25 protein-coding genes and 1 tRNA gene are annotated in these 25,138 nt (G+C 64.4%); 13 read left to right on the forward strand and 13 right to left on the reverse strand.

Annotated elements, in window-relative coordinates:
- Positions 1–100: 100 nt before the first annotated feature.
- Together IVB26_RS01015 and IVB26_RS01020 are read right to left on the reverse strand one after the other, a co-directional pair.
- Positions 101–442, reverse strand: coding sequence for a hypothetical protein (locus IVB26_RS01015; protein ID WP_247970219.1), 342 nt, complete (start codon positions 440–442; stop codon positions 101–103).
- Between the two features lie 24 nt (positions 443–466).
- Positions 467–1,231 carry an alpha/beta fold hydrolase gene (locus IVB26_RS01020; RefSeq protein WP_247970220.1) on the reverse strand — a complete coding sequence of 255 codons (765 nt, stop codon included), beginning with the start codon at positions 1,229–1,231 and terminating at the stop codon, positions 467–469.
- Between the two features lie 477 nt (positions 1,232–1,708).
- On the opposite strand from IVB26_RS01020, the gene IVB26_RS01025 reads away from it, so the two are divergent.
- The 3 genes from IVB26_RS01025 to IVB26_RS01035 all read left to right on the forward strand — a co-directional run bounded on the left by IVB26_RS01025 (position 1,709) and on the right by IVB26_RS01035 (position 6,005).
- Entirely contained in the window at positions 1,709–2,200 is a 492-nt protein-coding gene (locus IVB26_RS01025; RefSeq protein ID WP_247314378.1) for a (2Fe-2S)-binding protein, read from the forward strand.
- Complete coding sequence (locus tag IVB26_RS01030) at positions 2,197–4,479, forward strand: xanthine dehydrogenase family protein molybdopterin-binding subunit (RefSeq protein ID WP_247970221.1); 2,283 nt, start codon at positions 2,197–2,199, stop codon at positions 4,477–4,479. The genes IVB26_RS01025 and IVB26_RS01030 overlap by 4 nt, the downstream gene beginning before the upstream one ends.
- A gap of 431 nt (positions 4,480–4,910) precedes the next feature.
- Entirely contained in the window at positions 4,911–6,005 is a 1,095-nt protein-coding gene (locus IVB26_RS01035) for an HD-GYP domain-containing protein (protein ID WP_247970222.1), read from the forward strand.
- A 132-nt stretch (positions 6,006–6,137) separates the two neighbouring features.
- Here IVB26_RS01035 and IVB26_RS01040 read toward each other — a convergent pair whose 3' ends face one another.
- Together IVB26_RS01040 and IVB26_RS01045 are read right to left on the reverse strand one after the other, a co-directional pair.
- Entirely contained in the window at positions 6,138–7,718 is a 1,581-nt protein-coding gene (locus tag IVB26_RS01040) for an AMP-binding protein (protein WP_247970223.1), read from the reverse strand.
- A gap of 242 nt (positions 7,719–7,960) precedes the next feature.
- The gene (locus tag IVB26_RS01045) at positions 7,961–8,371 is read right to left on the reverse strand and encodes a VOC family protein (protein ID WP_247970224.1); all 411 of its coding nucleotides are present in this window, start codon (positions 8,369–8,371) and stop codon (positions 7,961–7,963) included.
- Positions 8,372–8,496: 125 nt separating this feature from the next.
- Between IVB26_RS01045 and IVB26_RS01050 the strand changes: the two genes are divergently transcribed.
- Together IVB26_RS01050 and IVB26_RS01055 are read left to right on the forward strand one after the other, a co-directional pair.
- Complete coding sequence (locus IVB26_RS01050) at positions 8,497–9,471, forward strand: Bug family tripartite tricarboxylate transporter substrate binding protein (protein WP_247970225.1); 975 nt, start codon at positions 8,497–8,499, stop codon at positions 9,469–9,471.
- Between the two features lie 148 nt (positions 9,472–9,619).
- Positions 9,620–9,895 carry a DUF3551 domain-containing protein gene (locus IVB26_RS01055; protein WP_247970226.1) on the forward strand — a complete coding sequence of 92 codons (276 nt, stop codon included), beginning with the start codon at positions 9,620–9,622 and terminating at the stop codon, positions 9,893–9,895.
- A gap of 12 nt (positions 9,896–9,907) precedes the next feature.
- Here IVB26_RS01055 and IVB26_RS01060 read toward each other — a convergent pair whose 3' ends face one another.
- Complete coding sequence (locus IVB26_RS01060) at positions 9,908–11,155, reverse strand: S1C family serine protease (protein ID WP_247970227.1); 1,248 nt, start codon at positions 11,153–11,155, stop codon at positions 9,908–9,910.
- 200 nt (positions 11,156–11,355) lie between these two features.
- Here IVB26_RS01060 and IVB26_RS01065 point away from each other — a divergent pair, with 200 nt between their 5' ends.
- From IVB26_RS01065 to IVB26_RS01090, 6 genes are all read left to right on the forward strand, one after another.
- On the forward strand, positions 11,356–11,973 hold the full coding sequence (locus IVB26_RS01065; protein ID WP_247973382.1) for a hypothetical protein: 618 nt from the start codon (positions 11,356–11,358) through the stop codon (positions 11,971–11,973).
- Positions 11,960–12,334, forward strand: coding sequence for a transcriptional regulator (locus tag IVB26_RS01070; protein WP_246919816.1), 375 nt, complete (start codon positions 11,960–11,962; stop codon positions 12,332–12,334). The genes IVB26_RS01065 and IVB26_RS01070 overlap by 14 nt, the downstream gene beginning before the upstream one ends.
- Before the next feature lie 29 nt (positions 12,335–12,363).
- A complete protein-coding gene (locus tag IVB26_RS01075; protein WP_247970228.1) occupies positions 12,364–13,104 on the forward strand; it encodes a di-trans,poly-cis-decaprenylcistransferase in 741 nt (246 codons plus the stop codon).
- A 377-nt stretch (positions 13,105–13,481) separates the two neighbouring features.
- Positions 13,482–14,168, forward strand: a complete 687-nt coding sequence (locus IVB26_RS01080) for a DNA-3-methyladenine glycosylase I (protein WP_247970229.1) — start codon at positions 13,482–13,484, stop codon at positions 14,166–14,168.
- A gap of 26 nt (positions 14,169–14,194) precedes the next feature.
- A complete protein-coding gene (locus IVB26_RS01085; RefSeq protein ID WP_247314351.1) occupies positions 14,195–14,488 on the forward strand; it encodes a DUF1330 domain-containing protein in 294 nt (97 codons plus the stop codon).
- Positions 14,489–14,687: 199 nt separating this feature from the next.
- Positions 14,688–14,981: a hypothetical protein gene (locus IVB26_RS01090; protein ID WP_247970230.1), complete on the forward strand. Its 294-nt coding sequence runs from the start codon at positions 14,688–14,690 to the stop codon at positions 14,979–14,981.
- A gap of 87 nt (positions 14,982–15,068) precedes the next feature.
- Here IVB26_RS01090 and dinB read toward each other — a convergent pair whose 3' ends face one another.
- On the reverse strand, positions 15,069–16,169 hold the full coding sequence (gene dinB, locus IVB26_RS01095; protein ID WP_247970231.1) for a DNA polymerase IV: 1,101 nt from the start codon (positions 16,167–16,169) through the stop codon (positions 15,069–15,071).
- A 43-nt stretch (positions 16,170–16,212) separates the two neighbouring features.
- Here dinB and IVB26_RS01100 point away from each other — a divergent pair, with 43 nt between their 5' ends.
- Positions 16,213–16,656 (forward strand): TspO/MBR family protein, encoded by a 444-nt coding sequence (locus tag IVB26_RS01100; RefSeq protein ID WP_247970232.1) that lies wholly within the window; start codon positions 16,213–16,215, stop codon positions 16,654–16,656.
- Positions 16,657–16,750: 94 nt separating this feature from the next.
- A complete protein-coding gene (locus IVB26_RS01105; RefSeq protein WP_247970233.1) occupies positions 16,751–16,960 on the forward strand; it encodes a hypothetical protein in 210 nt (69 codons plus the stop codon).
- Positions 16,961–16,986: 26 nt separating this feature from the next.
- Here the strand turns inward: IVB26_RS01105 and IVB26_RS01110 are convergent.
- The 7 genes from IVB26_RS01110 to IVB26_RS01140 all read right to left on the reverse strand — a co-directional run bounded on the left by IVB26_RS01110 (position 16,987) and on the right by IVB26_RS01140 (position 25,082).
- Positions 16,987–17,063, reverse strand: a tRNA-Arg gene (locus IVB26_RS01110).
- 51 nt (positions 17,064–17,114) lie between these two features.
- A complete protein-coding gene (locus IVB26_RS01115) occupies positions 17,115–18,113 on the reverse strand; it encodes a sensor domain-containing diguanylate cyclase (RefSeq protein ID WP_458309382.1) in 999 nt (332 codons plus the stop codon).
- Between the two features lie 101 nt (positions 18,114–18,214).
- On the reverse strand, positions 18,215–21,325 hold the full coding sequence (locus tag IVB26_RS01120; protein ID WP_247970235.1) for an EAL domain-containing protein: 3,111 nt from the start codon (positions 21,323–21,325) through the stop codon (positions 18,215–18,217).
- A gap of 175 nt (positions 21,326–21,500) precedes the next feature.
- On the reverse strand, positions 21,501–22,586 hold the full coding sequence (locus tag IVB26_RS01125; protein ID WP_246919828.1) for a branched-chain amino acid ABC transporter permease: 1,086 nt from the start codon (positions 22,584–22,586) through the stop codon (positions 21,501–21,503).
- Positions 22,583–23,593, reverse strand: coding sequence for a branched-chain amino acid ABC transporter permease (locus tag IVB26_RS01130; RefSeq protein WP_247314335.1), 1,011 nt, complete (start codon positions 23,591–23,593; stop codon positions 22,583–22,585). Before IVB26_RS01130 ends, IVB26_RS01125 begins: the two co-directional genes overlap by 4 nt.
- On the reverse strand, positions 23,590–24,312 hold the full coding sequence (locus IVB26_RS01135) for a branched-chain amino acid ABC transporter ATP-binding protein (protein ID WP_247970236.1): 723 nt from the start codon (positions 24,310–24,312) through the stop codon (positions 23,590–23,592). Before IVB26_RS01135 ends, IVB26_RS01130 begins: the two co-directional genes overlap by 4 nt.
- A complete protein-coding gene (locus IVB26_RS01140) occupies positions 24,309–25,082 on the reverse strand; it encodes an ABC transporter ATP-binding protein (RefSeq protein WP_247970237.1) in 774 nt (257 codons plus the stop codon). Before IVB26_RS01140 ends, IVB26_RS01135 begins: the two co-directional genes overlap by 4 nt.
- Positions 25,083–25,138: the final 56 nt, after the last annotated feature.

The raw sequence follows: 25,138 nt of genomic DNA on the forward strand, positions 1-25,138 counted from the left end.
CGCGCGCGTCTCGAAGGATGCAAGGCCGAGATGCGGCGGCGGGGACCTTTCATCCTTCGAGACGCTTGCTGCGCAAGCTCCTCAGGATGAGGGGCAACGCCTACTCCCACATCCAGTTCTCGCCGTAATCCTCCTTCCATCCCGCCAGCCGTCCGTGACGGAATTGCAGGAACAGGCGGTGGCGATAAGGGATCAGGCCGCTGCCGCCGATGTTGCGCAAAGCGAGGTAGATCTCATTGCCGGGACGCCCCCGCACATATTGCAGCGGCTGCCCGAGGGCGCGGGCGGTCTGTTCGGCGTCCATGCCGAAGGCGAGCGGAATGTTGTTCGACAAGGTCGCGACGAAGGGCTGGCGCGACGGCACCGCGCCGAACGGTTCGGCCAGCGCCGCCGACGACAGCAGCGATGCCATTGCGCCCGCCGCGAATATCGCTCGCATCATGGTCCGCATCCCCAATTGCCCGACCTATGCCGGCAAGTTCTTCAGGAAAGGCTCGACGGCGTCAACAAAAGCCTTGGGCTGATCGATGTTGACGGCGTGACCGGCGGCGGGGATCACGACCTTTTGTGCGCCAGGGATTTTTGCGGCCATGTAATCGGACGCGGCGAGGAACGGCGTGTCGTCAGCGCCGACCACGATCAGGCAGGGCACCTTGATGTCGGGGAGCAGCTCGATCACGCGGGCATCGCGCTGGGTCAGCATGCCGCGTGCGGCGAGCGCCAGTCCCTTGGCGTTGCGATGACTGGCGGCGGCGCGTTCGCGCGTTGCCGATTTCAGGACGTCGAGCCCTTCGCGGTCGAGCCTGTCGGCGGTGGCCAGTGCCCGCGCGTTCCAGGCCTCGCGGGCGTCGTCCTTCTTGAAGCCGGGACCGGTGTCAATGATCAGCAGCGCGCGGGCGCGCTCTGGATGCGTACGATAGAACGCGAGCGACATGTAGCCGCCGAGCGAGAGTCCGCCGATGATGGCGCGTCCAGCGCCTGCTGCATCGAGGATCGCTGCGATGTCGCCGACAGTCAGAGCTTCACTGTAGGCGCTCGGATCATCGGGATAATCGGATTGGCCGTGGCCGCGCATGTCCCACAGGATCAGCTTGTGCTCCTTCGCGAGCGCATCGATCTGCCCATGCCACATCGCCGACGTCGATGAGTAACCGTGGGTCAGCAGCAGCGGCGGCCCCTCGCCGTGAACTTCGTAGTAGATATTGACGCCGTCTCTGCTGATCTTCGGCATGTCTCCCGCCCTTTGTTCTTATGCTCACCGCGACTTCAGTGCACCCTCGCCCCTTGTGGGAGAGGGTGGTTCGCGAAGCGAAGCCGGGTGAGGGGTTCTCTCCTCACGAAAGCTCTTGCGAGTGGAGAGAACCCCTCATCCGGCGCTTCGCGCCACCTTCTTCCACAAGGGGAGAAGGGGCGGCGCCACTTCTTTCATCACTTTAGCCTGCCAAGTTACCTGGAAGAAACTGCCTCAACGCGATGGCACGCATGTGCGATGCGCTGGCTGTTGCGTTCAGTGGCTGCGTCGGCGCCGTTGGCGCGGCGCACAACGAGCAGATGCAGAGGTGGTCTGTTTCGACTCATTCCAAATTGCATTTGCCACGGCGCGCGAACGCGATCATGCTTGTGGCCAAGGCTGGCGCCGGCCCGGTGGGCGTCCGTCATTCAAGTTGCCGCCGTAAGCGGCTTCATGCACCGGCAGGGGAAGACGCCTATGCCAACTCTCACCATCAACGGGCGGAGTATGTCCGTGGATGCGGCGAACGACTCGCCGCTCCTCTGGGCGATCCGCGAGCAATTGCAGATGACCGGCACCAAGTTCGGCTGCGGTGCCGGGCTGTGCGGTGCGTGCACCGTGCACGTCAACGGCGAAGCCGTGCGCTCGTGCCAGACCATGGTCGGTGACGTCGCCGGCAAGAAGATCACCACCATCGAAGGCCTCTCCGCCAAGGGCGACCATCCCTTGCAGAAGGCGTGGGTCGCCGAGCAGGTGCCGCAATGCGGCTATTGCCAGTCCGGGCAGATCATGCAGGCCGCATCGCTGCTGTCGAAAAATCCCAATCCGTCCAAAGAGGAAGTGGTCGCGCATATGGACGGCAATCTGTGCCGCTGCATGACCTATTCGCGGATCCAGAAGGCGATCATGCGCGCCGCATCCGAGATGCGCACCGCGTCGGCCACCTCCAGCGAGCGGAGGCCCACATGAACGAGCATGTGAAGAACGTGACCCCTGAGACGACGGATCTCAGCCGTCGCTCCTTCCTCGTCGGCAGCGCCGCGACCGGCCTCGTGCTGGGCTACGCCGGCGTCCCCGGCATCGGCGAAGCGCTCGCTGCGCCCTCGAATTTTGAGCCGAGCGTCTGGTACGCGATCGCGCCCGATGGCCTGGTCACCGTGACCTGCGGCAAGGCGGACATGGGCCAGCACATCGCCTCCACCATGGCGCAGATCGTAGCCGAGGAACTCGGCGCGAAATGGAGCGACATGCGGGTCAATCTCGCCTCCAACGATCCCAAGTTCAACGATCCCGTTCTGGGCGCGCAGATCACTGGCGGAAGCTGGTCGACGATGATGAACTTCGATGCCATGAGCCGCGCGGGTGCCGCCGGCCGCATGGCTTTGACGGAAGGCGCGGCCGCCGCAATGGGCGTGCCGGCGTCCGAGCTTACGGTGCGCGATTCCATGATCGTGCATCCGAAGTCGAAGAAGCAGATGTCGTTCGCCGACGTGGTCAAAAGCGGCAAGGCGACGAAAACCTTCACGCCGGATGAGCTGAAGGCGATCAAGCTGAAGACGCCGGATCAATACACCATGATCGGCGTCTCGGTGCCGCAGCTCGACATCCCCTCCAAGACCAACGGCACGGCTAAGTACGGCATCGACGTGATGCTGCCGGGCATGGCCTATGGCGCGGTGGTTACCCCGCCGGTGCGGTTCGGGGCCACGGTGAAATCGGTCGACGACAGCGCGGCGAAGAAGGTGCCGGGCTTCATCAAGGCCGTCACGCTCGACGACAAGACCGGCACGACCTCCGGCTGGGTCGTCGCGCTCGCCAGCACCTATGCCAATGCCAAGAAGGCGGCGCAGGCGCTCAAGATCGCCTATGACGGCGGCCCGAACGCGAAGCTGTCGAGCCAGTCGCTGCTCGACGAGGCCAAGCGGCTTCAGAAGCTGGAGGATTCCGGCCAGTTCTTCGTCAAGGACGGCGATCCCGCAGCGGCCTTCGGCTCGGCCGCAAAGGTGGTGGAGGCCGAGTACACCACCAGCATCAACATCCACGCGCCGCTGGAGCCGATGAACGCCACTGCGGAGTTCAAGGGCGACATCCTGCACATCTATTCCGGCAACCAGTTTGCGACGCGCTCCGGCGCGATTGCAGCAGGCGCAGCCGGGATCGATCCGAAGTTCGTGGTGATGCATCAAATGTGGCTCGGCGGCGGCTTTGGCCGCAGGCTCGATGCCGACATGATGATTCCCGCGGTGCAGGCGGCGAAGGCGATCGGCAAGCCGGTGAAGGTGATCTACACGCGCGAGAACGACATGACGATGGATTTCTCGCGGCCGCTCACCTATCAAAAGGTCAAGGCCGGCGTGGACGGCGACGGCAAGCTGGTCGCGCTCAGCCACGACGTGGTCTCGGCCTGGCCGACTGCGCGCTGGGGAATCCCCGATTTCCTGACGCCCTCGGTCGACAAGAAGGGGCCGCTCGACAGCTTCACGGTGAACGGAGCCGACTTCTTCTACACCGTGCCCAACCACTATGTGCGCGCGATCAAGAACGAGCTCGCGCACAACGCCACGCCGTCCGGCCAGCTCCGCTCGGTGGCGCCGGGCTGGACCTTCTGGGCGGTCGAAAGCATGATCGACGAGATCGCGGCTGCCACGGGCAAGGATCCCGCGCAGTTCCGCATCTCGCTGCTCGACGGCGCGGGCAAGAACGACGGCGGAGCGCAGCGGCTGCGCAACACGCTGCTCGCCGCGATGGGACTGTCGGGTTACGGCACCAAGCCATTGCCGAAAGGCGAGGGTATGGGCGTCGCCTGCGTGTCGTCGCAGGAGCGTGCGACCGCGAGCTGGACGGCGTGCGTCGCCCATGTCGCGGTGGCGCCATCGGGCGAGGTGACCGTGAAGAAGCTCACGGTCGCAACCGACGTCGGCACCCAGGTCCATCCCGACAACATCCGCGCCCAGGTCGAGGGCGCGGCTCTGTGGGGCCTGTCGCTGGCGATGTACGAGAAGGCGACGCTGAAGGACGGTGGCATCGAGCAGACCAATTTCGATAGCTACACGCCCTTGCGCATGAGCCAGATGCCCGAGGTCGCGGTTGCCGTGATCGCCAATGGCGAGAAGGCCACCGGCGTCGGCGAGCCCGCCGTGACGGTGGTCGCCCCCGCCATCGGCAACGCCATCTTCAACGCGAGCGGCGCGCGCGTCCGGGCTCTGCCGATCACGGCGGAGGCGGTGAAGGCGAGCATGAAGGCGTAAGGCTAGCTGCGATTGCCGAATGAGATGATCCGCCGGAGGGTGACCTCCGGCGGATTTGTTTTGAGGGCCGTCTCCACATCGCGCTGTCATGCTCCGCGAAAGCGGGGCATCCAGTACGCCGCGGCTCCTCGGTTCCAGCCGCGCCGTCTCGGCGTACTGGGTCGCCCGGTCCTAGTGCGCAATTGCGTACGGGCCGGGCGACGACAGCGGAGAGTGGGGCACAAAGCGTCCGAAATTCCCCTTATCCATCAACGCCCGTTCTACTGTGCATGGGGTTGTTTTCGCGGTTTTGAAGTTCCGGCCTCCGGAACCCAAAATCCCTAAAATTGCACGCAATCCCCCAAGGTTCCATTGAGCACGCCTCTTAAGGGCCAGAGAACCTGATCCGGCTTAGGCTGTGGCCAAATCCAGACCCATGCTTTGGGGAAGTCATGAACGCGCTAGCCAAAATCGCCGCCAAACGCCAGCTTCTGCTCGCCTCTGACCGGAGCGACGAGAGCACCGAGCTCGCCAGCATTTTGAAAGCGGTCGGCGAAGTCTTGACGGTGTCGACAGAGGCGATTCCCGCCCAGCCGGCGCGCGATCTCTCCGGCCTCGTGGTCGACATCAACTTGCGCTCGCCCGAGAGCGTGCAGCGGGTGCGCAACAAGCTGCGCGGCGATGCCTATCGGTCGATGCCGCGGCTGTTCGTGCTTGCCGACGCCCTGCACCACGGCACCATGCAGGCCTGGGCGCTGGGCGCCACCGACACCATTTCACGGCCGCTCCAGGCCGATGCCATCCTTCAGCGCATCCGCGCCGCCTTCCCCGACACCGCCGCCTATGACGCGACCGACCGCGGCAAGACGCTCAACCGCGGGGTCGATGCGGCTCATACGGTGCTGAAGAAGATGTTCGAGAAGCTTCCGCTCGGCGTGCCCTTGACGTTCGACGATGTCATCGCCGCGGAAAGCAAGATCCTGAAGGCGATCAAGCACTCCTCGCTGCGTGAATGGCTCACCACGGTGGGCTGCCACCATGTCGGCAGCTATCGTCACTGCCTGTTCGTCACCGGCTTCGCCGTCGCCTTCGCGCAGCATCTCGGCATGCGCGAGGACGACCAGCGCCGCCTGACCCGCGCCGCGCTGCTGCACGACGTCGGCAAGGCCTTCGTTCCCTCCGCGCTGCTCGACAAGCCGGGCAAGCTCACCGACGAGGAGATGGCCGAGGTGCGCCAGCATCCGCGCCGCGGCTATGACGCGCTCGCAGCCCAAGGCGGCTTCCCGCCGGAGATGCTCGACGTCGTCTTGCATCACCACGAATTCCTCGACGGCAGCGGCTATCCGAACGGTCTGTCGTCGAACCAGATCAGCGACATCGTGCGGGTGACGACGATCGTCGACATCTACGCCGCCCTGGTCGAGAAACGCGCCTACCGCATGCCCTTCACGCACTCGCGTGCGTTCGGGATGATGGAAGGCATGGGCGGCAAGCTGGATCAACAGCTGTTGCAGGCGTTCCGCCCGGTGGCGCTGGGGTCGTTCTAGGCGAGCTATTCGCCGCTGCCGCAGGATGGGCAAAGGCGCGTAGCGCCGTGTCCACGAGCATTCTCCGATCACACTCAGAAGGTGGGCACGGCGCTGACGCGCCTTTACTGCAGTGTGCCGTGTGGCGACGCCTCACTCCACCATCTTCCTCAACTCCGCCTTCGCGACCTTCTCCAGTGTCGAGCGCGGCATGTCGTCGACGAACCTGATCTCGCGCGGCACCTTGAAGTCGGCAAGGCTTTTGCGGCAGGCGGCCATCACGCGATCATGCAGGTCGGGCGCAGCGCCCGCGACGCCGCCCTGCGGGATGATGAAGACGACAGGCACCTCGTCCAGCATCGGATGCGACTTCGCCACCACGGCGGCCTCGCGCACGCCTGGTACGAGCGCGATCACCTGCTCGATCTCGGAAGCCGCGACGTTCTCGCCGCCGACCTTCAGCATGTCCTTGGCACGGTCGCCGAACTTGATGTAGCCGTTCGCGAGACGCTCGACGCGATCGCCGGTGAGGAAGAAGCCGTGCTCGTCAAAACTCTCGCGCGTCGCCTTCTCGTTGTGTAGGTATTCGGCGAACAGCGACAGACCAGGGATGCCCTTGATCGCGAGGTTGCCGGTGTCGCCGACCTCGGTCGGCCCTCCGTCATCGTCGGTGATGCGGATCTGATATTCCGGCGCGGCGCGGCCGATCGACATCGGGATGTTGGGTTGGTCCACCTCGCCGACGATGCCATGGGTGATGGTCTCGGTCATGCCCCACCAGCCGATCATCTTGACCCCGAACGCGGCAAAGGCCGGCGGCTCGTTGATCGCGGTGCCCCACAGGCGGAATTTGTGGTCTTTCGGGATCTCCTGCTCGAGCAGCGCCTTCATGCAGAACGGTATAGTCGAGGTCCAGGTCGCGCCGTGCTCGCGCGCGACGCCCCAGAACCGGCTCGCGGAGAAGCGCGGCTGGATCACGCAGGAGCCACCGACCCACAGCGTCGCCAGCATGGAATAGGCGAGAGCGTTGGTATGGAATAGCGGCAGGTAGGCCTGGTGCACGTCGCCGGCATGCAGGTCCTCATGCGCGGCATTGATCTTGGCGCCCCACAGCGCGTTGGCATGGGTCCACAGCACCGCCTTCGGACGCGACGTCGTGCCGGAGGTGTATTGCACGCTGCACGGCGCGAGCGGATCGGTCGCGCGTTTCGGACGATCGGCGCTGTCGGCGAACAGGGATTCAAAACTGTCGCCGCGCGAGACCGCCTGCGCGGGCACTACGCCCGCGTCATGCGAGGTCACCGCCATCCAGCGGATGTTGTGGCAGTTCTGCGCGACGATCTCGGCATAGGCCGGCTGCGTGATCGCGGCGACTGCGCCGCAATGATCCGCGAAATACGCGATCTCGGCCGGCGCCGAGCGCGTGTTGGTGGTGACGGCGATGGCCCCTAACTCGACGCAGGCAAACCAGGCCAGCATCGCCTCGATGCAATTGTCCAGATGAATGAGCACATATTCGCCGGGCTTGATGCCGCGTCGCGCCAGTCCCGCCGCGAGCGCGCCGACCCGCTCGTGAAATTCGCCATAGCTCCAGCGCCGCGCCGGCGCATCGAACGGCGCCCAGATCAGGAACGGATGTGAGCTGCGCACCTCGGCCCGCATCCTCAAGAGCCAGGGCACATCAAGCCCATCGAATGGGCCGACGATTCCGGCTGCGGTCTGTTGAACAGGCATGTGTCCTCCCCGTGCAGCCCGCATCTTGATGGCGGCTGTCTCTGGATTATTGCGTCTTCCTGCCATTTGGACGGGGCGGGGCGCAAATCCGGAGTTGCATGCGGGCGAGGCGCGCTCTCTCCCGTCATTGCGAGGAGCCCTTGCGACGAAGCAATCCAGGCTCCCCCCGCGGAGCCAGTCTGGATTGCTTCGCTTCGCTCGCAATGACGGCGGTTGGGGTTGGCGGCGAGGCCCTATTGGCCTCAATCCTCGTACGACGAAATCTCGATCAGGCTGCCATCCGGATCCCGGCAATAGACCGAGCGCAGCGTGCCGCGGGCTCCCTGCTTGGGAACTGGGCCTTCCTCGATCACGACGCCGTGTGCCTGCAAATGCGCCACCACCTCGTCGGGCGCAGCAGAGGTGAGGAAGCAGAGGTCCTCGCTGCCGGCGGTCTGGTGGTCTGCGGTGAACCACTCCACCTTGTCAGCATCGCGCGGCCGAACGTTGATCTTCTGGTTACCAAAGACCAGTGACGTCCGCGGCGCTTTGCCGCCGCCGGGATCGAACACCTTGACTTCCATGCCGAGAATTCTGCGGTACCACTCCGCGGTGGCCGCGACGTCGGCGACGTTGATCACGAGATGATCGAGGGCCTCAACCTTGACCGGCATGCCTTATCCTTTCGTCGCGATGCGCCCCGCGCACTTTCCGCCTGCAGCAAGCTTTGTTACAACCCCACCGACGCCGGCTTCAAGATATCTGGCTTCAAGAACAACACGTTGGGAGAACCCTTGAGATGATCACTCGCCGTACCGCGCTGGGCCTGCTCGCCGCCAGTCCGCTTGCAGCCACCCCGCTGTCGAAGGCCCTTGCCGCCGATTATCCGGCCCGCCCGGTGAAATGGGTGGTCGGCTATCCGCCGGGCGGCGCCACCGACATTCTGGCGCGGCTGATCGGCCAGCGGCTGTCGGAAAAGCTCGGCCAGCAATTCGTGATCGAGAACAAGCCGGGCGCCGGGAACAACATTGCCACCGAATCGGTCGTCAATGCCGAGCCCGACGGCTACACGCTGCAGCTGGTCAATCCGGCCAACTACATCAACACCTCGCTCTACAAGAACCTCAAGTTCAACTTCGTGACCGACATCGCGCCGGTGGCCTCGTTCCAGCGCGTGCCGAACGTGATGACCGTCAACAAGGACGTGCCGGCCAAGACCGTCGCCGAGTTCATCGAATACGTGAAGGCCAATCCCGGCAAGGTGAACATGGCCTCGTCCGGCAACGGCACCTCGGTGCATCTGTCCGGCGAGATGTTTATGGCCATGACCGGCTGCAAGATGCAGCACGTGCCCTATCGCGGCGCGGCGCCCGCGATCACCGACATGCTTGCCGGCCAGGTCCAGGTGATCTTCGACAACATGCCTTCGATCATCCAGCACATCCGCTCCGGCTCGCTTCGCGCCATCGGCGTCACCACCACCGAACGCTCGCCGCAGCTGCCTGATATCCAGCCGATCGCCGACACCGTCAAGGGCTATGAGGCCAGCGCACTGTTCGGCATGGGCGCGCCGAAGAACACGCCAAAGGAGATCATCGCCAAGCTTAACGCCGAGGTTAACGCGGTGCTCAAGGATCCCGACATGGCCAAGCGTCTGGTCGAGCTCGGCGGCGAGCCGCGCGCGCAGACGCCCGAGGCCTTCGGCGAGGAGATCAAGGCCGAGACCGAGAAGTGGAGGAAGGTCGTCGAGTTCGCCGGCCTGAAGGTCGAGTAGCGATCTTGTGATCGTGAGGATAGGAGCCCTGCCATCCGGCAGGGCTTTTTTCTTCGTTCTTTGTTTCGTTGATCTGGAATAAAATGGCGCCGCGAAACCTGATGAGAGATGGCGCCGTATCTCGGGCCAGCTGGAGAGGAGTTGGATCATGCGCAAGACGCAATTGGTGCTGCTGACGCTCGGCGTTGCGGTCCTGGGCGGCTTCGCCGCCGTCACGCCCGCAGCCGCGCGGGACTATCCATGGTGCGCCCAGGGCGGCGACTATGATTACCCCGGCGAATGCGCCTACAACACCTATGAGCAATGCCAGGCCAGCGTGTCCGGCCGGCTGCTGTACTGCGATCGCAATCCTCGCTTCGCCTACGGCCAGGTGCAGCCGCAACCACGCCCGCAGCGGCGCGTAAGGCCGGTCGCGCCGTATTGAGAGCTGACCGATTTAGCGCTTCGCGTCCGCCTGTTCCGTGCCGGTGCACGAGATCAGCATCGTATAGGCGCGGGCGTTGGTGGCGATGTCGGTGGTCTTCAATTCGCCCTTGGGCTCTGCGGTCTGGTAGGGCACCACGGAATTGTCGAGGAAGTCGCGCAGCGCGCCGGTCTTGATGGCGAAGTTGATGTTTTCTGTCAGCTGCCCGGTCTCCTTGATCATCCTGAGCGCGTTGAGCTTGGCCACGACGACGCCTGCGACCTGGCCGGACAAGTCGAACAAGGGGCCTCCACTGTTGCCCGCTTGAACAGCCGCGCTGATCTGCAGACGTCCCGTGTGATTGCGGAAGCCGCTGAGCGAGCTGACGATGCCCGTCGTCACGGTCAGGTCGGAGGAGAGATAGCCGTGCAGCGGGAAGCCGATGGCGACCACGGAATCGCCGGAGTGCATCGAGCGGTCCCGGATCTTCGCAAAATCCTTGAATGCTGCTGTCGCCGGAGCTTGCAGCAGCGCGAGATCATTTGTCGCGTCGCTGGAGACAACCCGCAGCACCATCGCGGTCTCCCCGGCGAGATTGCCTTTGATATCTCCGGTGCAGCTATCGATCACGTGACTGTTGGTGACGATGTGTCCATTGGGGCTGACCACAAAACCAGTGCCAGTGAAAGTCCCGGTTCGCCCCGGCTTGGTGGGAGGCGCACCTTGCTTGTCGCCGACCAGTGCGGGCTTCGCTGCAACCTTGGTGAAGTCGCCGGCCTTATCCAGCCCGTCGGCCTTGACCCGCGTTACGCAATTGGTGACCGCGACGATCAAAGGCGCCGTTGACGTCAGACTGAATTGAAAAGGTGTGCCTCTCGCCACCGCCACCATCAGGCTCGCCTTCTGGAAAGCACGCGCTACGTTGGTGGGCAGAACGGCCGAGACCATCACATCGGAGAACGCGGTCGCGAAGAGTCTTACCTCGGCCTGACCGTCGAAAGTCACGTCGATCGTCAGGTTCTCGCCCTTTTTGAAACGAAACGCTGGATTGGCAAAGCCGAGCAGCCACGCATTGTTAGAATCCTGGCCGACAAGCAGTGTCATGCCGTTGGCGTAGGGTGTGCTTGCGGCGCAGTGGGAGAATGCGCCGGTTGAATCATTGGTATAAGCGCCGCCGTTCCAATTGCCGACATGGATGGTGCCGAAAGGCCCCGCCGCATGAGCGAGTCCGGCCAGCATGGCCTGGAAAACAAACGCAACGACAAATGACTTGAGCCACATACCAGCCCCCGGGAATGCTTCGGATCCATCTTATCTGGGCCAGCCGGCGTCGCGCAACCGGCAGTTGTCTGTTCGAGCCGGACGTCGCGTCGGGGCATTCGGGCTTGCGTTTACTTTGCATCCGTATATACTTTGCGATACAAAGTGACGGGGCAGGCAGTCCCGGCAAGCATGGGCGGAGCGAGGTTCTGGCGTTGCCAATACGCGATCTCGACAAGGCACTGGCCGACATCGTGACGATCCGCAGCCAGATCGCGGCCGGCACGGCGTTCCGCGGTTACGGCCCTGCGACGATGGTCGCGACCGGTGCCGTCGCGCTGCTCACCGCGATCCTGCAATTCTGGCTGCTCGGCGATCCCACCAGCGAGCCGCTCGGCTTCTTCTTCGGCTGGTTCATCGCCGCCGCGCTCTCCGGCCTGATGATCGGGATCGAGATGCGCGCGCGATCGCGCCGTCATCATTCGGGTCTGGCCGACGCCATGATCCATCAGGCGGTCGAGCAGTTCCTACCCGCAGGCGTTGCCGGTGTGCTGCTCGCGGTGGTGATGTGGAAGTTCGCAGGCGAGACGCTGTGGTTGCTGCCGGGCCTGTGGCAGATCCTGGTGTCGCTCGGCATTTTCGCCTCCGTCCGCTCGTTGCCGCGCAGCGTCGCGTTCGCCGGCGCCTGGTATTTCGTGTCCGGCTTCGCGGTGGTGGTCGTCGCCAGCCAGACTCACACGCTGTCGCCATGGACCATGGGCCTGCCCTTCGTGATCGGGCAGTCGATGATGGCGGGCATTCTGCATGTCGCATCCGGAGACCACGATGTCGAAGACTGACAGCGCACCCTTCTCTTACGAAGGATTGGACCGCGTGATTCACGAGAAGGCGAGGCTCGGGCTTCTGACCTCGCTGATGGCGCATCCGAAGGGACTGGCATTCGCCGACCTCAAGCAGCTGTGCGGCCTCACCGACGGCAATCTCAGCCGGCACCTTGCCGTGCTCCAGGAGGCCGGCCTCGTCGAGGTGACCAAGGGCTACGAGGGCAACCGTCCGCACACCACTTGCCGCCTCACCAAGACCGGCCGCCGCCGTTTCCTCGACTATCTCGCCGTGCTCGAGCGTCTGGTGCGCGACGCTGCGAAGGCCGCCGGCCGCGAGGCGCCACCGCTCGGCCGCCTCGGCATCGCCTCGACCTGATCCTCCCCTTTTTGACCGGAGACTTTGCAATGCAAAGTGATCTTACGTCCCGCAACGAGAAGCTTCATGTCGGCATCATCATGGACGGCAACGGACGATGGGCGACGCGGCGCGGCCTGTCTCGCTTGCGCGGCCACGAGGCGGGCGTGGAGACGATCCGCCGTATCGTCGAGGCTGCGCCCAAGCAGGGCATCGGCACGCTGACGCTCTACGCCTTCTCCACCGACAATTGGCGGAGGCCGAAAGCGGAGGTCGCTGCATTGATGACCTTGCTGCGTTTCTATCTTGCCAATGAGGTGCAGAGCCTGGTCAAGAACGGTGTGCGCCTCACCGTGATCGGCCGTCGCGATCGTCTGCCTGACGGCATCGCAACTGCGATTACGCGTGCCGAGGAAACCACCGCCCGGGGCGGCACGCTGCACCTGCGCATCGCGGTCGATTATTCCGCGCGCGATGCCATTCTCAATGCTGCTGCGAAGGCGGCCGCGTTGACCAGCATCACCCGCGAAGCCTTCTCGCAGCTCGTCACCGGCGAAGCCGGCCTGCGCGACGTCGACCTCATCATTCGCACCTCCGGTGAGAAGCGGCTGTCGGACTTCCTGCTCTGGGAAGGCGCCTATGCCGAGCTGCACTTCACCGAGCGGATGTGGCCCGAGTTCGACGCGAGCGATCTTGCCGCTGCCCTGGCCTCCTTCCATGGCCGCGAGCGTCGCTTCGGCGGCCTTCAGGCGGTCATGCCCGAGGAGGTGCCGTCGCTCTCCCGTGTGTGACGCGCGGCACATGAAACGAGCCGTTCGTTTTCAGCCGCATGATTGACGGCAATGTCCAAGCGGCCAGTGCGCGGCTTCGGCTAGGTGTGCAAGTCCCAGCACCTGCCGAAAGCATCACGCATGTCACAGCTGTTTCCGGGAGCCGTCGTCGAGCCGGTCGAACTGACCGAAGCGTCCACCTCGCGAAGCGCTTGTTGCGCTAGCCGGGCCTGCCGATCGGTCGGCCGCCTTTGGCGGGATTTCGCGGCGGCAAGGCGTTTGCACGCTGCTCGGTGCACATGATTCGCCGGCATGACCGGATCAGTCGTCAGCACCGCGGGGCTGGACGGCATCGTCGAATTCTGATGTCGTGGCGTGCCCTCAACCGCTTGTGTCGCATGACCCCCTTCAAGACCATTCGTGCCCGCGCCGAAAAACGCAAGGGCGGGCCCAAGGCGCTGGAAAAGCTGATGCCGGCAAAGCCCGACCTGAAGCGGCTGGCCAGGCTCGGCGACGACCGCATCCTCGCCGAGATGACCAAGCGCGTATTCTGCGCCGGCTTTGCTTGGAGCGTGATCGAAACGAAATGGGATGGCTTTGAAGAGGCCTTCCTGCGTTTCCAGCCGGCCAAGCTCAGCTTCCAGCCGGAGGACTATTGGGAAGGCCTTTTGCGCGACGCGCGTATCGTGCGCAACGGTGCCAAGATCATGTCGGTGCGCGACAATGCGGGCTTCGTGCAGGAGATCGCGAAGGAGCATGGCAGCTTCGGCAAGTTTCTGGCGAAATGGCCTTCGTCCGACCAGATCGGCCTGCTCGACCTCCTGACCAAGCGCGGCAGTCGTCTCGGCGGCAATACCGGCCAGATGCTGCTGCGCTTCGTCGGTTGGGATGGCTTTGTCACGTCAAAGGATGTCGTCGCGTCCTTGCGCGATGCAGGCCTCGACATTGCCGAAGAGGTCAAGTCGAAGGGCGATCTCGCCAAGGTGCAGGCGCAGTTCAACGCCTGGGCCGAGGAGACTGGTCTATCCTACACCTATCTGTCACGCATCTGCGCGCTGTCGGTCGGCGAGAACCGCAGCGACTAGCATGTCCCCGAACCAGGAGAACAAAAATGGCCAAAGCCTATTGGGTTGCCACCTATCGTGCGATCAAGAATCCCGATGCCATGGCGGCCTACGCCAAGGTGTCGCGCCAAGCCATCGAAGCGGCAGGCGGCCGCGTGATCGCGCGCGGGATGCCCGCTGCGGTCTTCGAGCTCGGCCAGATGGAGCGCGTCGTTCTGATCGAGTTCGACAGTGTCGAGCGCGCCAAGGCGGCGTATGCGAGCCCGGCCTACCAGGCCGCGCATGACTTGCTCGGAGACGGCGCGGACCGCGACATCCGGATCGTTGAAGCGGTTGAATAGCATCCCGCGGCCAGATCGCGTGCATTCTGTGGCGATCTCGCGCCATGAGCGCGGCAGACGCAACACGCGATCACAAAATACATTTCGCAGGAACATTTGCGCGCAGCACCGGTTCGGAATTGAGCCAGGCGGACAAAGGCGCAGGGAACGCGCGCTCCCGCCCGGGCCAATGAAACCGGATACAGAAACGGAGCAGCTCATGAAGCTCACATCCGAACAGGTGAAGCAGACTGTCAACCAACTCGGCGCTCAGGTGCTGCCCGACGAACATCCGGCCATGCCGCAGCTCAACAGCATGTTCGGCGAGCACACATTCTTCGTCGACGAAATGGGCCTCAAGGTTCTCGAGCCCACGCCATCACTCGGTGCCGATCGCGAGAGCGGTGAAGTCGTCAGCCTCGCTGATTGGGGCGATTCCGACCTGACGCGCCTGATGGCGCACGAGCCCGAGCCGACAGGCGTGATCGTGGTGTTCGAGCACGTCAGGCATTGAACGGGCGAGCGTGGCGACCTTCATCGGTGGCGGGTCTAAAATTCCGGCCACCGTCGGTCGCACAACGCGGAGGATCGACAGCCTCGCTCAAATGCCCAATGTCAGCTGCGGCTCCGGCTCGTCGCCGGCCTGGAGAGCAGACAAGGATACGCCGAGGAGCCTGACGCGCTTTGGCAGCGGCATCTCCGCTTCGAGCAGGCCGCAGGCCAGCCGCTCCAGCTCATTCCGTCCCGCAACTGTCGCTGCGACGGATCTGCTGCGCGTGATGATCTCGAAGTCGGCAAATTTGATCTTCAAGGTGACGGTGCGGCCGCGATTGCCGGTCGTCTCGCAATGGCGCCAGACCTTGTCGACGAGAGGTTTGAGCTCGGCCGACAGCGCACCATATTCGATGAGATCGGTTGAGAACGTGTTCTCCGCGCCGATCGACTTGCGAATTCGGTCGGCGCGGACCGGCCGCTCGTCGACGCCGCGCGAGATCCAATAGTAATAGGCGCCCGACTTGCCGAAATTCGCATTCATGAACTCCAGCGACTGATTGCGGATGTCCAGACCAGTGAACATGCCGAGTGCGTTCATCTTCGCACTCGTCGCCGGGCCTATCCCGTGGAACTTGCCGACAGGCAGCGTCTCGACGAAGGCGGGCCCCATCTCCGGCGAAATCACGAACTGACCATTGGGCTTGCGATGATCGGAGGCGAGCTTGGCCAGAAACTTGTTGTAGGAGATGCCTGCCGACGCGTTGAGGCCCGTCTCGGCCTTGATCTTCTTGCGGATCCGCATCGCGATGTCCCGCGCCAGCGGGATGCCTTGCAGGTTTTCGGTGACGTCGAGATAGGCTTCATCCAGCGACAACGGCTCGATGACGGGCGTGTGCTCGGCAAAGATCTCGCGGATCTGCCTGGAGATCGCCTTGTAGACCTCGAAGCGCGGCCTGACGAAGATCAGATCGGGACATTGCCGCTTCGCCGTCACCGACGGCATGGCGGAGCGAACGCCGAATTTGCGGGCCTCATAGCTCGCGGCCGCGACGACGCCGCGCTCCGCAGAGCCCCCCACCGCAACCGGCTTTCCGCGCAGCTCCGTATTGTCGCGTTGTTCCACCGACGCATAGAAGGCATCCATGTCGATATGGATGATCTTGCGCACCGGCGAAGCCTCGCCGGTGACCATGTCGGAATCGCTCATGGAGAGATGATACAATTGCGCGATGAGATGCGCGAGGTGATGGATGCTGCAGCTGTTGGTCTTCGTGGTGGGCGTGGTTGGCATCGGCTGGCTGATCGGCGCGGCCAATCTGCCGGGTAAATGGTATGCCGGCCTTGCCAAGCCCAGCTTCGTACCGCCGAACTGGGCGTTCCCGGTGGCCTGGACCATCCTCTACATCATGATCGCGGTGGCGGGTTGGCGAACCTTTCGCCGTGAACCCAGGGGCAGAGCGATGCTTGTCTGGGCCGCGCAAATGGCGCTCAATTTCGCCTGGTCGCCGGTCATGTTCACGATGCACCAGATCGGCGCCGCGCTCGTCATCCTCATTGGTCTGTTCGTCGCGATCGTGACTTACATCAGTCTGGAGATGTCCAAAGACAAGCTAGCCGCCGCGTTGTTCGTGCCTTACGCAGCCTGGGTCGCGTTTGCCGGCGTGCTCAATGCGGCGATCTGGCGCTTGAATTGAGACTTTCGGTCTCGGGCCGTTCAAACCGCAGTCTCAGGCTTGTGAGTGGCAAGCCGGGTCATGCGACCTAATATCAGCATGCGGAGGACAGCCCATGCAATACAGCTCCGAGCTCATTCACACGATGCGTCAGGCCCTCGAAACGGTGATGGCGAGCGTCCCGGCGGACCAGTCCGTGTTCGGTCTGAAAGCGGCCGTCGCCGAATGCATATTGAAGGCTGCTGCGCACGGCCACACGTCGTATGACGCCCTGGTGACGGTCGCGTCCGATCAGATCCAGGCGATTGTCTCGATGCTGACGTAGGCGCCGGCGTCAAAACGGCGGCAGGCTGGCGCACCCGACACGATTCGAACGTGTGACCTTTGCCTTCGGAGGGCAACGCTCTATCCAGCTGAGCTACGGGTGCTAGTGGGAGTTCATTTAGCCGATTGGCGAGAGGGGGGCAACCGCTTCTCGCCTATCGCGCGCGAGCTGATTTGCGCTGGAAAGGCGCCGGAACCACCGCAGCCTGCCGGCCGAGGGCGGCGAATTCGGCCAGCAGCCTTTCGGCGCAGATGACGCGGTTGCGGCCGAGGCGTTTGGCCACATAGAGCGCCTCGTCGGCAGCGCCCAGCAGCCGGTCGGGACCGCCATCGGCCCCGCCGGGAATGTGGCTGGCGACGCCGACGCTGAGGGTGACATGGTCGCCGGCACCCGTGGCGCCGTGGGCGATCGCTAAGGCCATCACGGCGCAGCGGATCTCCTCGGCGATGACGCAGGCGCTATCGCAATCCATGTCCGGCAGGATCAGCGCGAACTCCTCGCCGCCGTAGCGGCTGGCGAGATCCAGCGGACGCACGGCATGCCGGCTGACGACGGAGGCGACCGCGCGCAGGCATTCGTCGCCAGTCTGGTGGCCGTGCTGGTCGTTGAACAGCTTGAAATGATCGACGTCGACGAACAGCAGCGCCAGCGGCTTCTGGGTGTGGTGGGCGCGAGCCCATTCGCTCATCAGCATCTGGTCGAACGAGCGGCGGTTCGACAGGCCGGTCAGGCCGTCCTTGGTGGCGAGCTCCTTCAGCGCCATCTCGGCCCGCTTCTGGTCGGTGAGGTCGCGCAGCGTCTCCACCACGGCGATCAGATGGCCGGCCTCGTCGTGGATCGGGCCGGCGTCGATGGCGAGATAGAGCTGGCTGCCGAGCTTCGGCATCACACACCAGTTCTCCGCGGAAAAGCCGAGCCCGTTATGGCCGCGCGCTGCGTATTCCGAATAGAACTCCGGCAGCTGCTCCGGCCGGTCGAGCGCGACGAGATCGGCAAGGCAGGGGCGCCTGGTTTCGTAGAAGGCCTGCCAGTGCTTGCTGGTGCCGATCACCTCGGAGGCGGCGAGACCGGTCAACCGCTCGCAGGCCCTGTTCCAGATCACGACGCGGCGCTTCGGGTCGATCACGAAGGTCGGCACCACCAGGTGCTGCATCAGCCGCACGGCATAGGAATCCGCGACGTCGACGGTCTTAGCCGGCGTCTTGCCTGACGTCTTTCCTGGTGACGTGCTTGACGACTTCACTGGCTTCGCCATCAGGCCACCGCCGCCACCGGCACAGCACTGCCCGAGCCGAACAATTTCCGCACCTCGCTGGCCGGCTTCGGCGGGCTGAACAGATAGCCCTGCATCTGCGTGCAGCCGAGCGCACGCAGCAGCTCGCGCTGCGCCTCGGTCTCGACCCCTTCGGCGACCGTGGTCATGCTGCTGGCGGCCGCAATGTTCACCACCGCCTGCACAATCACGGGTGCGCCGCTCTCCTCCGCGATGTCGGCGACGAAGCAGCGGTCGATCTTGATCTTGTCGAACGGGAAGCGCTTGAGATAGCTGAGCGAGGAGTAGCCGGTGCCGAAATCGTCGAGTGCGATGCGTACGCCGATCGAGCGGAGCTGATGCAGGATCGAGAGTGCGGCCTCGTCGTCGCGGATCAGTACGGCCTCGGTGATCTCGAGTTCGAGCCGGCGCGGGTCCAGCCCGGAGGCGGCGAGTGCGCCCGCGATCCGCAGCGCCAGCGTGTCGCATTTGAGCTGCACCGGCGACACGTTGACCGCGACGCGCACCTGCGCCGGCCAGGTCGCGGCCTCATTGCAAGCCATCCGCAGCACCCAGTCGCCGAGCTCGTTGATCAGGCCGGTATCCTCGGCGACCGGAATGAACTCCGCCGGCGACACCATGCCGCGCTCGGGATGCCGCCAGCGCAGCAGCGCCTCGCAGCCCGAGACCTCGTTGGTACGCAGGTCGACCAGCGGCTGATAGTGAATCTCGAAGCCGCCGTTCACCAGGGCCTGCCGCAGGTCCTGCTCCATGCTCAGGCGCGCCTTGGCGCTCGCATCCATCTCCGGCTCGAAGAAACGGTGGCTGCGACGCCCTTGGGCCTTCGCGCCGTACATCGCCAGATCGGCGTTCTTGACGAGCTGGTCGAGATCGGTGCCGTCCTGCGGTGCCAAGGCAATCCCGATGCTCGCGTCCGTGGAGAGCTGATGGCCGAGACAATGATAGGGCTGCCGGATGGCCTGATAGATGCGGGTCACGAAGGCCAGCACATCGGCAGGGGATTGGATCGCGGTCTGGATCACGGCGAACTCGTCGCCGCCAAGCCGCGCGATCAGGTCGCCCTGCTTGAGGCAGCCGCGCAGACGGCCGGCGATCGCCTTCAACAGCTCGTCGCCGACGTGGTGGCCAAGCGAATCGTTGATGCCCTTGAATTCGTCGACGTCGATGTAGAGCAGCGCGAACTGGCCGCCGCCGCCGACCTTCTCCAGCTCGCGCTCGATCTGCTCGCGGAACAGTGACCGGTTCGGCAGGTCGGTCAGCGCGTCGTAATGCGCCATGTGCGCGATCTTCTCGTCGGCGCGCCGCCGTTCGGTGACGTCCTCGACGACGTTGATGATGTAGCGCGGCTCGCCGGCCTTGTCGCGGATGCCGATGCGCCGCGAGGTGATGTAACGGCGCCCGATGCTCGGGGTGTTCCAGATGTGCTCATCGAGGAACAGCCCGTCCGGCGATTGCAGGAGTGTGTCGTCGTGTCGGGTGACGATCTCGGCGTCCGCCGTCACATAGAGGTCGAACGCGGTCTTGCCGACGATCGTGTCATGCTGCTCGGCGAGTTGCTCCTCGGCGACCTGGTTGGCCAGCAGGTAGCGCCGCGTCCTGGCGTCCTTCACGGTAATCCGAGACGGGATATGGTCGATGATCTCGCGCAGGAACGTGTGGTTGCGGTCCCGCTCCTGCTCCAGATGGCGACGCTCGGTGATGTCTTCGATCGTGGCCACCCATCCGCCCTGCGCGAGCGGCGTGTTGATGACCTGGAAGGCGCGGCCGTTGGGCAGCTCATGGATTCTGGTGGAGACCGTGCCTTCGGCGACCACCCGCATCACATCGGTGCAAAACGCCTCGACGTCGCCGGCGAACGCGTCACGTTCCTTGCGATGGTACATCGCCTCACGGATGTGGCAGCCGGGCTTGATGACGTCGTGGGAGAGACCGAACATCTCGGCATAGCGGCGGTTGCAGGTGACGATGTAGCCGCTCGCGTCATACAGGATCAGCCCCTGGGTCATGTTGTTGAGGGCGGTGTCGAGCCGCAGCCGCTCCGCTTCCAGCCGTTCCTGCGCTTCACGGTTCTGCCGGTTGATCTGGCGAATGATCAGATAGAGGATCAGCGCGATTACGCCGGCCGAGAAGCCCGCCGTCGCGACCGTGAAGCCGGTCTGCTGCCGCCAGTCCGCAAGCGCTGCCGCCATGGTGTTGGTGGCGACGATGACCAGCGGGAAATGCGTCAGTGGCGCAGCAGAGCCGAGCCGCTCCTCGCCGTCGAGCGGGCTCCTGACGCGAAGCGTGTGCTGACCGCCCTCGCTCAGCACCTTATGCATCAGCGGCGCATCCTTGAAGCTCCGTCCGATCAGCTCTTCGCGATGCGGATAGCGCGCCAGCATCTTGCCCTCGCGATCGAACAGCGAGATGGCGGTGCCCTCGGCGAGCACGACGGATGCGAAATAGTGCTGATAGCTGTCCGGATCGATCCGGCGCACCATCGCGCCGAGGAAGGTGCCGTCCGCGCCGTTCAACCGGCGTGCGACGACGGTGGTCCATTTGTTGATGATGAAGCTGCGGACGGATTCGAGCAGCACCGATTCGGACTGCGGATTCGTCTTGAACGTCTGAAAGTACGCCCGGGATGAAATGTTGATCTTGGGCAGCGGCTGGGCCCGCGACCAGTTGATCAGCTCGCCATCGGCATCGTAGATCGCGATATCGCCGAGATAGGACACCGAGCTGATCTTGCTGCGCAGCATCTGGTTCGTCACCGATCCCGACATGCGCTCGCGGAACGTCGCCGGCGAGGTGATCTCCGCCAGGTTCATCTGCCCGATCAGATCGGCGGCGACGACATCGGAATCTTCAAATTGCTGGTCGAAGTGGCGCGCGATCAGCTGCACCGTGTTTTCCAGCTCGCGCTCGCGATTGACCAGGGTTCGCTCGCGAAACTCGCCGACGGCCACGGCCGTCACGGCGAAGATGCCTCCGACCAGCAACACGCCGCACAGGGTCAACCACAGGACAGGACCACGCCGCGCCAAGACCTCCCAGCCGTTCCTCGCGGCTAGACACATTCCGGCTGCCATCGTGGAAAAGACCTGGCGCATTCCCCCTCCCTGGAGGAACACGAATACACCGCACAAATGGCCTAAACCTTAGGAAAGCCAGTTACCTAAGCATTAATCCAGTTGCGCAACCGCATCCGCACCTAGCGGAGCGGGAATCGCGTCACGGTTGTGCGGCGTGCGCAGCAAACCGCTGCGCTGCATCGTTAACCGCGGCTTAATGCGAGCTGCCGCCGCTCTTGTCGCCGGCGGGATTGCGCAGCCGTCCGACCACGCCGGTCGGAAAGAAATAGACGCTGGCGATGAACAGCAGCCCGAGCCACAGCAGCCAGCGGTCGGGATGCAGCAGCCCCGGCAGCAGCGGCAGGCCGGCTTCCGACGCCGCCGTGGAGGCGACGCCCATCAGCGACTGCAAATAGTTCTGGGCGAGGATGAAGATGCTGGCGCCGATGATCGCCCCGTAGATCGTGCCCATGCCGCCGATCACGACCATCAGCAGGATGTCCAGCATGATGGAGAAGCTGAGCGAGGTATCGGGACCGGCATAGCGTAGCCACAGCGCATTCAAGATGCCGGCGCCGGCGGCGACCAGCGCGGCGAGGCAATTGGCGTAGGTCAGGTGGAACACCGTGCGAAAGCCGAGGGCCTCGGCGCGAAAACGGTTCTCGCGGATGGCCTGCAGCACGCGCCCGAACGGCGAATTCACGACGCGCAGCAAAGCGAGGATCATCAGGGCCGAGACCGCGAACACCAGGTAGAAGGTCAGGATGCGGCCGTTGACCTCGAAGCCGAACAGGTTCTTCGAGATCAGCACGGTGCCGGGACGCAGCAGCTCCGGCAGCTGGAAGCTGCGCCCGTCCTCGCCGCCGGTCAGCCATGAGAGCTGCGAGGCCAGCACCTGGAAGGCAGAGGCGACCGCGAGTGTGATCATGGCGAAGAAGATCGCGGCCACGCGCAGAGAAAAGAGCCCGATGGCGAGCGCGAGCAGGGCCGCGAGCGGCAGGCCGACGACGATGCCGGTTGCGACCGCCGCCCAATTGGGGCCCATCCCATACAGCGCGATCGCGATCGCGTAGCTGCCGATGCCGTAGAACATGGTGTGGGCGAACGACACCGAGCCGGTATAGCCGAGCAGGAGATCGTAGGAGGCGACCAGCGCTGCGAAGACGCAGATCTTGGCCGCGACGTTCAGGGCCTTGGCGCCCGGAAACAGGAACGGCGTCGCCGCCAGCGCCAGGATGATGAGGACGAGAACGAGCGTGAGGACGCGGCTGCGCGGCGGGTCGCCGGAGAGGATCATCATCGGCTGGTCACCGCATAGAGGCCGCGCGGGCGCCACATCAGAATGGCGACCATCAGCAGGATGTTGGAGACGAGGGCGAGTTTCGGCACCAGGAAGCCGCCGTAATTGGCGACCATGGCCACGAGGATCGCGCCGATGAAGCAGCCGCCGATCGACCCGAGCCCGCCGATGATGACGACGATGAAAATCAAGACGGTGAGGTCGTCGCTCATGGAGGCGTGGACCTGCTCGCGATAGAGCGCCCACATCACGCCGCCGAGGCCGGCCAGCGCCGATCCCGTCATGAACACGCCGAGGAACAGGCGGCGGATGCGATAGCCGAGCGCCTCGACCATCTCGCGGTTCTCGACGCCGGCGCGGATCAAGAGGCCAAGCTTGCTGCGATTGAGAACGAGCTGGATCGCGATGAAGATGGCAAGGCCGATCAGCATCGCCAGCACACGGTACTTTGCAATTGCGACATCGCCGAGGATGAAGGAGCCACGTAGCGAGGTCGGCAGCGGCATCGGGATGATCTGCGGTCCCCACAGCGCATAGAGCGTCTGCTCGGCGACGATCAGGCCGCCGGTCGTCATCAGGATCTGCTTCAGATGCTGGCCGTAGACCGGCAGAATCAGCACGCGCTCGACGACGAGGCCGAGCGCGCCTGATACCGCCATCGAGAGCAGCGCGGCCGGGGCGAGCACCGCGAGATTCATCCACAGCGAATCCGCCTGAATGGAAGCCGCGAACGGCGCCAGCACGAGCGTGGCGACGTAGGCGCCGACGGCGATGAAGGCGCCGTGGCCGAAATTGAGCACGTCCATCAGGCCGAACACCAGCGTCAGGCCGGAGGCCATGATGAAGATCATCATGCCCATGGCGAGGCTCGCGGCGGTCAGCGTCAGCCAGGAGCTGGTCGATCCAATCAGCGGGATCATGAGCAGCGCGAGCGCGATCGGCAGCAGGATCGGCGCGATGTCGCGCTTCGGCTTCGGCAGGGGATCATTTGCGGCAAGTTCAGTCACTGATGTGCCTCCAGGCTCAGGCCGAGCAGCCGCTCCTGCAGCGGCACGTCGGCGGCGAGCGCCGCCATCTCGCCGCGATGAACGATGGTGCCGTTGTCCATCACGAGCACGTTGTCGCCGAGCTCGCGGGCGGCAAAGAAGTTCTGCTCGACCAGGAGGATGGTGGCGCCCTTGCGCTTGATCTCCCTCAGGCACTCGATCAGCGCCATCACGATCGCCGGCGCCAGGCCCTTGGTCGGTTCGTCGATCAGCAGGAGCTTACGCGGCTCGATGATGGCGCGGGCGATCGAAAGCATCTGCTTTTGCCCGCCCGAGAGACTTCCCGCGCGCGACAGCCAGAACCGGCGCAGCGCCGGGAAGAAGCCAAAAATCCAGTCGAGCTGGGTGTCGTCGAGCGGACCGTCGCGCGCCGCCAGCACCAGGTTCTCTTTCACGGTGAGATCGGAGAACACCGCCATGCTCTCCGGCACGTAGCCGACGCCGAGCCTTGCGATGTCGGGCGTGGCGCGGCTTTCGATGCGATCGCCTGCGAGGTTGATCTCGCCGCTGGAAGCCTGCCACAGCCCCATGATGGTGCGCAGTGTCGTGGTCTTGCCGGCGCCGTTGCGGCCGAGCAGCATCGTGACCTGCCCCTGCGGGACCGCGAGGTCGATGCCCTGGAGGATGTGATAGCGGCCGATATGGGTGTGCACGCCGGAGAGCTTGAGCAGATCGGTCATGCGACGCTCTCTGCGTTCTTGGGGGCGACGCCGAGATAGGCTTCCTGCACGATCGGCGAGGCGATCACCTCCGCAGGTGGCCCGTCCGCAACAAGTTGCCCGTTATGCAGGACGATGATGCGGTCGGCGAGCGAGCGCACCACGTCCATCTTGTGCTCGACCAGAAGGATGATCTTGCTCCTGTCCTGCTTAAGCTGCGCGATCAGGTTGAGGACCACAGGCACCTCATCGATGCTCATGCCGGCAGTCGGCTCGTCGAACATGAAAACCTTCGGCTCCAGCGCGATCATCAGCGCGACCTCGAGCTTGCGCTGATCGCCATGCGACAGCGCGGTCGCGGCGACGCCGCGGCGGCTGCCGAGCGCGACCTGGTCCAGGATGGCGTCGGCGCGTGCGATCAGGTCGCGGCGGACCGTCCAGGGCCGCAGCATGTCGTAATGGGTGCCGCTGGCGGCCTGCACCGCGAGGCGAACGTTCTCTTCCACGGTGAGGTTCGGAAAGAGATTGGTAAGCTGGAAGGCGCGACCGAGGCCCGCGCGAGTGCGCAGCGGCGCGGAGTGCTGGGTGATGTCGGTGCCGCCGAACAGGATACTGCCGTTCGAGGCGCGCAGCTGGCCCGAGATCAGATTGAAATAGGTGGTCTTGCCGGCACCGTTCGGCCCGACGATAGCGGTGAGCTCGCCCGGACGGAACGTGCAGGTGACGTTGTTGACCGCAACATGGCCGCCGAAGCGGATGGTGAGGTCACGGGTTTCGAGGGTCAGCGTCATAGAGTGTCTGGCAATTGATGAAACGGGATATATCGGCGGGTCGCGCTGCGCTCCCT

This window comes from Bradyrhizobium sp. 195, assembly GCF_023101665.1.
Classification (GTDB): Bacteria; Pseudomonadota; Alphaproteobacteria; order Rhizobiales; family Xanthobacteraceae; genus Bradyrhizobium.

Coding starts and splice junctions, on each gene's coding strand:
- IVB26_RS01015 (WP_247970219.1), bottom strand. CDS start 442: ATGATGCGAGCGATATTCGCGGCGGGCGCAATGGCATCGCTGCTGTCG.
- IVB26_RS01020 (WP_247970220.1), bottom strand. CDS start 1,231: ATGCCGAAGATCAGCAGAGACGGCGTCAATATCTACTACGAAGTTCAC.
- IVB26_RS01025 (WP_247314378.1), top strand. CDS start 1,709: ATGCCAACTCTCACCATCAACGGGCGGAGTATGTCCGTGGATGCGGCG.
- IVB26_RS01030 (WP_247970221.1), top strand. CDS start 2,197: ATGAACGAGCATGTGAAGAACGTGACCCCTGAGACGACGGATCTCAGC.
- IVB26_RS01035 (WP_247970222.1), top strand. CDS start 4,911: ATGAACGCGCTAGCCAAAATCGCCGCCAAACGCCAGCTTCTGCTCGCC.
- IVB26_RS01040 (WP_247970223.1), bottom strand. CDS start 7,718: ATGCCTGTTCAACAGACCGCAGCCGGAATCGTCGGCCCATTCGATGGG.
- IVB26_RS01045 (WP_247970224.1), bottom strand. CDS start 8,371: ATGCCGGTCAAGGTTGAGGCCCTCGATCATCTCGTGATCAACGTCGCC.
- IVB26_RS01050 (WP_247970225.1), top strand. CDS start 8,497: ATGATCACTCGCCGTACCGCGCTGGGCCTGCTCGCCGCCAGTCCGCTT.
- IVB26_RS01055 (WP_247970226.1), top strand. CDS start 9,620: ATGCGCAAGACGCAATTGGTGCTGCTGACGCTCGGCGTTGCGGTCCTG.
- IVB26_RS01060 (WP_247970227.1), bottom strand. CDS start 11,155: ATGTGGCTCAAGTCATTTGTCGTTGCGTTTGTTTTCCAGGCCATGCTG.
- IVB26_RS01070 (WP_246919816.1), top strand. CDS start 11,960: ATGTCGAAGACTGACAGCGCACCCTTCTCTTACGAAGGATTGGACCGC.
- IVB26_RS01075 (WP_247970228.1), top strand. CDS start 12,364: ATGCAAAGTGATCTTACGTCCCGCAACGAGAAGCTTCATGTCGGCATC.
- IVB26_RS01080 (WP_247970229.1), top strand. CDS start 13,482: ATGACCCCCTTCAAGACCATTCGTGCCCGCGCCGAAAAACGCAAGGGC.
- IVB26_RS01085 (WP_247314351.1), top strand. CDS start 14,195: ATGGCCAAAGCCTATTGGGTTGCCACCTATCGTGCGATCAAGAATCCC.
- IVB26_RS01090 (WP_247970230.1), top strand. CDS start 14,688: ATGAAGCTCACATCCGAACAGGTGAAGCAGACTGTCAACCAACTCGGC.
- dinB (WP_247970231.1), bottom strand. CDS start 16,169: ATGAGCGATTCCGACATGGTCACCGGCGAGGCTTCGCCGGTGCGCAAG.
- IVB26_RS01100 (WP_247970232.1), top strand. CDS start 16,213: ATGCTGCAGCTGTTGGTCTTCGTGGTGGGCGTGGTTGGCATCGGCTGG.
- IVB26_RS01105 (WP_247970233.1), top strand. CDS start 16,751: ATGCAATACAGCTCCGAGCTCATTCACACGATGCGTCAGGCCCTCGAA.
- IVB26_RS01115 (WP_458309382.1), bottom strand. CDS start 18,113: ATGCAGCACCTGGTGGTGCCGACCTTCGTGATCGACCCGAAGCGCCGC.
- IVB26_RS01120 (WP_247970235.1), bottom strand. CDS start 21,325: ATGCGCCAGGTCTTTTCCACGATGGCAGCCGGAATGTGTCTAGCCGCG.
- IVB26_RS01125 (WP_246919828.1), bottom strand. CDS start 22,586: ATGATGATCCTCTCCGGCGACCCGCCGCGCAGCCGCGTCCTCACGCTC.
- IVB26_RS01135 (WP_247970236.1), bottom strand. CDS start 24,312: ATGACCGATCTGCTCAAGCTCTCCGGCGTGCACACCCATATCGGCCGC.
- IVB26_RS01140 (WP_247970237.1), bottom strand. CDS start 25,082: ATGACGCTGACCCTCGAAACCCGTGACCTCACCATCCGCTTCGGCGGC.